This is a genomic window from Methylobacterium sp. WL9, assembly GCF_008040035.1.
GTDB lineage: Bacteria > Pseudomonadota > Alphaproteobacteria > Rhizobiales > Beijerinckiaceae > Methylobacterium > Methylobacterium thuringiense.
Genome location: NZ_VRVE01000141.1, coordinates 1 through 4,827, shown reverse-complemented (window position 1 = coordinate 4,827; position 4,827 = coordinate 1). Strand labels below are relative to the sequence as shown.

Annotated in this window: 5 protein-coding genes; 2 read left to right on the top strand and 3 right to left on the bottom strand. The window is 64.2% G+C overall.

What is annotated here, in order from left to right; all coding sequences use genetic code 11:
- Together FV217_RS21765 and FV217_RS21760 are read left to right on the top strand one after the other, a co-directional pair.
- On the top strand, window positions 1-379 hold a 379-nt coding region (locus FV217_RS21765), incomplete at its 5' end, for a (d)CMP kinase (RefSeq protein ID WP_147821667.1).
- 313 nt (window positions 380-692) lie between these two features.
- Window positions 693-923 carry a hypothetical protein gene (locus tag FV217_RS21760; protein WP_147821665.1) on the top strand — a complete coding sequence of 77 codons (231 nt, stop codon included), beginning with the start codon at window positions 693-695 and terminating at the stop codon, window positions 921-923.
- A gap of 459 nt (window positions 924-1,382) precedes the next feature.
- Here FV217_RS21760 and FV217_RS21755 read toward each other — a convergent pair whose 3' ends face one another.
- From FV217_RS21755 to FV217_RS21745, 3 genes are all read right to left on the bottom strand, one after another.
- Window positions 1,383-2,090 (bottom strand): Crp/Fnr family transcriptional regulator, encoded by a 708-nt coding sequence (locus tag FV217_RS21755; RefSeq protein ID WP_147821664.1) that lies wholly within the window; start codon window positions 2,088-2,090, stop codon window positions 1,383-1,385.
- Window positions 2,091-3,236: 1,146 nt separating this feature from the next.
- Window positions 3,237-3,674, bottom strand: a complete 438-nt coding sequence (locus tag FV217_RS21750) for a DUF805 domain-containing protein (protein ID WP_147821662.1) — start codon at window positions 3,672-3,674, stop codon at window positions 3,237-3,239.
- A 4-nt stretch (window positions 3,675-3,678) separates the two neighbouring features.
- Window positions 3,679-4,827, bottom strand: a 1,149-nt coding sequence (locus FV217_RS21745; RefSeq protein ID WP_281407183.1) for an ATP-dependent helicase C-terminal domain-containing protein, incomplete at its 5' end; no start/stop codon positions are given.

The window sequence follows — 4,827 nt, the reverse complement described above, 5'->3', positions numbered from 1 at the left end:
GGTCTCCAGCGTGCCTGAGGTTCGGACCGCGCTTCTGTCGTGGCAGCGCCGCTTCGCCGGCGGCGAGGCCGGCGCGGTGCTCGACGGACGCGACATCGGCACGGTGATCTGCCCCGACGCGCGGGTGAAGCTGTTCATCACGGCCTCGCCCGAGGAACGCGCCCGCCGCCGCCACCGCGAACTCGCCGGCCGAGGCGAGGAGACGACGCTGGCCGCGATCCTCGCCGACATCCGCGCCCGCGACGCGCGCGATTCTTCGCGCAGCGCCGCGCCGCTCAAAGCCGCAGAGGACGCCGTACGCCTCGACACCACGGAACTCGATGCGGAGGAGGCCTTCGCCGCCGCCCGCGACGTGGTGGACAGGGCACGCGAGCACTGAAATCTCTGCCCGGAAAATTGCCGCCGGATTCAAAAAGTCCGATATAAACCAATATCTTAAATCATCCGCTCGGATACAATATCCGAGCCGATTCTTTAGCGGGCTTCGAACGGAAGCGTACGATTTCGACCGCTCGATATCATTGTTTTGCCATTCCCATGTGCGCTTTGCATGGGGATGGCCATAGATCAGCGGCCAGCCAAAGTTGCATACATATGAAATTCCGATAGATTAATCTCGACTGTGGGCCCAATACTTCGTGCCACGGTGCCATGGTTTACGCAGATTTGCCCCAGCCCGTGGAGAGGCAAGGTTGGCCCGGTATTTCTTCGATCTGAACGACGGATCCGATATCCCGGACGAGATAGGTCGCGAGATCGCCGACCTCGCCGCCCTGCGCCGGGAGGCTCTGCGGGTGATGACGTCGCTCACGGCGGCCGAAGCCGAGGATGCGAAGGATACCACGTTGGTGATGACGGTTCGAGACGAAGCGGGCAGGACGCCGCTCAAGGTCCGTCTGGTGTGTCAGGTTGAGGAATTTTAGAACCTTCGCGCGGCTGTTTGGCCAACTCGAGGGCGATCATTTCGAGGAGGACGCGAAGACGGAAGCTTTCTCGCTCTCCCAGATCGTCCATGACCAAGGCGATATTACGCGAGATTTCCGCGACGATACGATCGTCGGCATGTGTCATCGGGCTACCCGCAACTGCCGCGTAAGCCTGGGGCGAAAGTGCAGGACTCTCTCAGCCGCCGACGCCCGGGAATATCGGCCCACAATTGCTATGCCGTATACCATACATAACAATCGTGCAACTACGAATTGTTGACACTGCGACTGCTCGGTTGGCTGCGGCACAACTCGAGAGCTTGGCAAAAGAAGTCTTCGGCACCAGGGAATCGCCGAATATTGGACCCAGACGGCAAACGTGTAGGCCACCCGATCACGGATGGCCGCGATACGATATTCGGGCCATGGCGACGGTACTCCGCGCGGCCGCGTCCGTCATGCCGCTCCGATCAGGCGTGCGTACTCGGCCTCCGCCACGCCGTAGGAATCGCCGGCTGCCGCTTCCAGGCCGGCCCGGTCGAGCACTTCGATCCGGCCACGACGGGCCCGGATGAGCTGGTTGCCTTCGATCACTTGGATCGCCACCGTGACGCTCGACCGCTGAACGCCGAGCATGATCCCGAGAAACTCGTGCGTGACCGCGAGTTCACTGCCGCCGAGACGGTCCTGGCACATCAGGAGCCAACGGGCGAGGCGTGTGTCGAGCGTGTGGCTGAGATTGGCGTAGGCCGTCTGTGCCGTCTGGATCAGCAAGGTATGGATGAAGCTCAGGAAGAGCTTCTCCAGGCTTCTGCTCGCTCGCGTCGCAGCCTGAAACGCGTCGACGCCGATGCTCAAACCATGTCCGGCAGCCTGCACGAAATGCGCGTCGGGCGTCCGGTCGCCGGCCAGAAGAATGGGTACGGCGCCGACGAGGCCCTCGTTGCCGATCAGCCCGGTCTCGGCCTGACGCCCCTGCCGTCCCGCGACGATCGAAACGAAACCGCTCTCCGGGAAAACCAGATCGCGGATCGGCTCATGCGGCGAGATCAGCGACAGTTTGAGATCGAGTTGGACAGGGACCAGATGCGGCTCGAGCAACGCGAAGTCGGACGGGTTGCAGTGCCGGAGAAGGCGGTTCCTGACGGAGGGCTGCACGGACACGGTGAACTCTTTCCAACAAGAGAAAAAGCTCGCGCTGTCTCTCGGACGTCCGCGCCAACGAGTGTCGAAGACGGCATCGCTTTTTAGGATTTTTCTCGCCCCGGCAAGATAACCGCATGTCTTTGTCGGGTACCCGACGAAATTCCTGAGTAAGTTTACATCTTTCGATTTCGGTTCGTCTGGGATATAGTCATTACTTACCAGATTGTAAGAGATTTATTTTACAATCTTGAAGTCGTTTTCGATACCAGATCCCGCAAAATCAAGAGGACTTTCCGTCAATCGACATTACGATTGGCGAAGCTCCCGCACATCGTGCTGCCACGCGTGGCATCTTCGGATCCAGCGGATCCTTTCGAAGCCGCGCATTTCTGGAGATGGTGCGCCACGATCTGCATCGGACGACTAAGCTTTACTTGACCGGAGACGTCTGAGCGCATCCCCCAGCGCGACGGCAGCGTCCTTCGCCGCCGGGAGCGACCTGAAGACCGGGGCGAGCGCAGCCCGTCGGATCTGTGCGGTGACGTCACCATCGAGAGGATTGAGCCGCCCAGACGTGACCCGGGACATTGAGCCCGGCGGCTCCAAGTGTCGGCTTCGACTTGCTTTCGTTCGAAGATCCGACATCCGCCGGTTCGGAAAGTGCGCTGTGAGGATGTCGACGATTCAGCCAAGCAGACCGTCATCGACGACCCCCCGATCGTGGCCGGCGATCGCATCGTTCGTCTGCTCGGAGCGATGCATTCCGGCGCCGAACGGCGCGAGACCACCATCCGACGAGATATAAGCCGGCTTGTTGAATGACGGCACGACACGACTGGTCCGCCGGGCCAACCGACATCAGACAAGATTCGTTTTGCAGTCCGACGACATCACGCCTTTTGCAAAAGTTTCGCTCGAACCGAGCCTAGTAATCCCTTTAGCACATTATATTTCATCCGTCCGTTATTTTGACGCTTATTTTCAAAATACCCACTTATATTCGAAATATGACGCAGAAAATCGAAAATCCGCTCGGCTGTTTACCGGATCGGGTCTCGAATCGACGTTGTTTCGAGACTTGGCGGCGGCTTCCAGGCACCCCGCGATCGGGAGCCGGTGGCGCTGTACAGCGCGGACTTCGCGATCAGGCGCCATAGCGGCCCGTCATCGATCGCAGGGTTCGGACCCATGGCGGTTCGGGCCGGGCAGGCCGCGCCGGCCGAAGGTCTCCGATAGGAACCAGAGCGAGGCGACAAGCGTGGCCAGGGTGTAGGTCACCACGGCGACCGGGTGGGCGTCGGCCTGCGTCTCGACCGGCAGGACGCCGAGCGCCGTCAGCGCCAAGGGGAGCGACAGCCACCAGCCCGTACGGCCGCGATCATGCAGCCTGCGGACCGTCTGGGCGAGGCTCGCGAGCCAGAGCGCGACGATGCAGCCCATCGCCGCGAACGCTCCCGCGCGCCAACCCTGCGCTCCGAGGGCGATCGCGGCGCAGAACAGGACCGCCGACAGCAGAAGCAGGCGTATCACGCGCCGCCCATAGGCCCGGCGCGACAGCCGTCCGCGCGGGTCGAACCAGGCCGTGATCCGGGCGGCGCTCACGCCCTCACGTGCCCCTTGGCTTGGCCCGCCGCGTCGGGGCTTCCGAGAGCGGGTCCTCGGGCCAGGGGTGGCGCGGATAGCGTCCGCGCATCTCGGAGCGCACCGAGGCCCAGGATCCGCGCCAGAAGCCGGGCAGGTCGCGGGTGATCTGCAGCGGGCGATGGGCCGGGGAGAGCAGGTGGAGCACCACCGGCACCCGGCCGCCGCCGAGGCTCGGATGCCGGTCGAGGCCGAACAGCTCCTGCACCCGCACCGCCAACACCGGCTCCGGGCCCGATTCGTAATCGATCGGGATATGCGATCCGCTCGGCACGTCGAGATGGGTCGGCGCCTCCGCATCGAGCCGCGCCCGCAAGGTCCACGGCAAGAGGCCGTCGAGCGCCCGGCCGAGATCCTCCGCCGTCACCGAGTCGCGTCCGGTCCGCCCGACGATCGCCGGGGCGAGCCAGTCTTCGACCGATCCCGTCAACGCCTCGTCCGAGAGATCCGGCCACGCGTCGCCCTCGGCCTGACGGAGGAAGAGGACCCGCGCCCGCCATTGGGTCTGGGCCGGGCTCCAGGGCAGCCTGTCGAGGCCGAGACCGGCGAGGCCGCGGGCGAGGATTTCCGCGGAGCTTTCGTCGACCGGCACCGGCAGCGGACGTTCACCTAAGGTTATGGCGCCGAGCTTCTGGACGGTGCGGGCCCGCAGTTGGCCATGGTCCGCGTCGAAAGCGACGCTGGTGGTGGTCTCGATGCTGGTCCTGGCTAAACCATGGAGTACATCGAGACTAACCACGGCAGCACCCAGAATGCGGCCCGAAGCGGCGCTTCCGACGAGGTCCGCCACGGCGATGAAGGGCTCCCGGGCCAGCGCGCTCGCGGGGTCGAGCCGCCCCGCGCGCCCGTTCACCATCACGAAGACCCCGTCCCGACCCCGCGACTTGGCGATGCGATCGGGGTAGGCCAGCGCCAGCAGGGCGCCGGGCTCGGACAGGATTTCCGTAGTCAGATCAGTATCTTCCGGGGCAACGCCCGAGCGTTCGGCCTGCCGCGCCCAGCCCTCCGCCAGCCGTCTCATGTCGCCGGCCCGGCCGCCGCGCTCGCGCGAGAACCGCTCCAGCCGCTCGGCGAGATCGACGCTGTCGCCGCCGAGCCCGCGCTCGACCAGAAC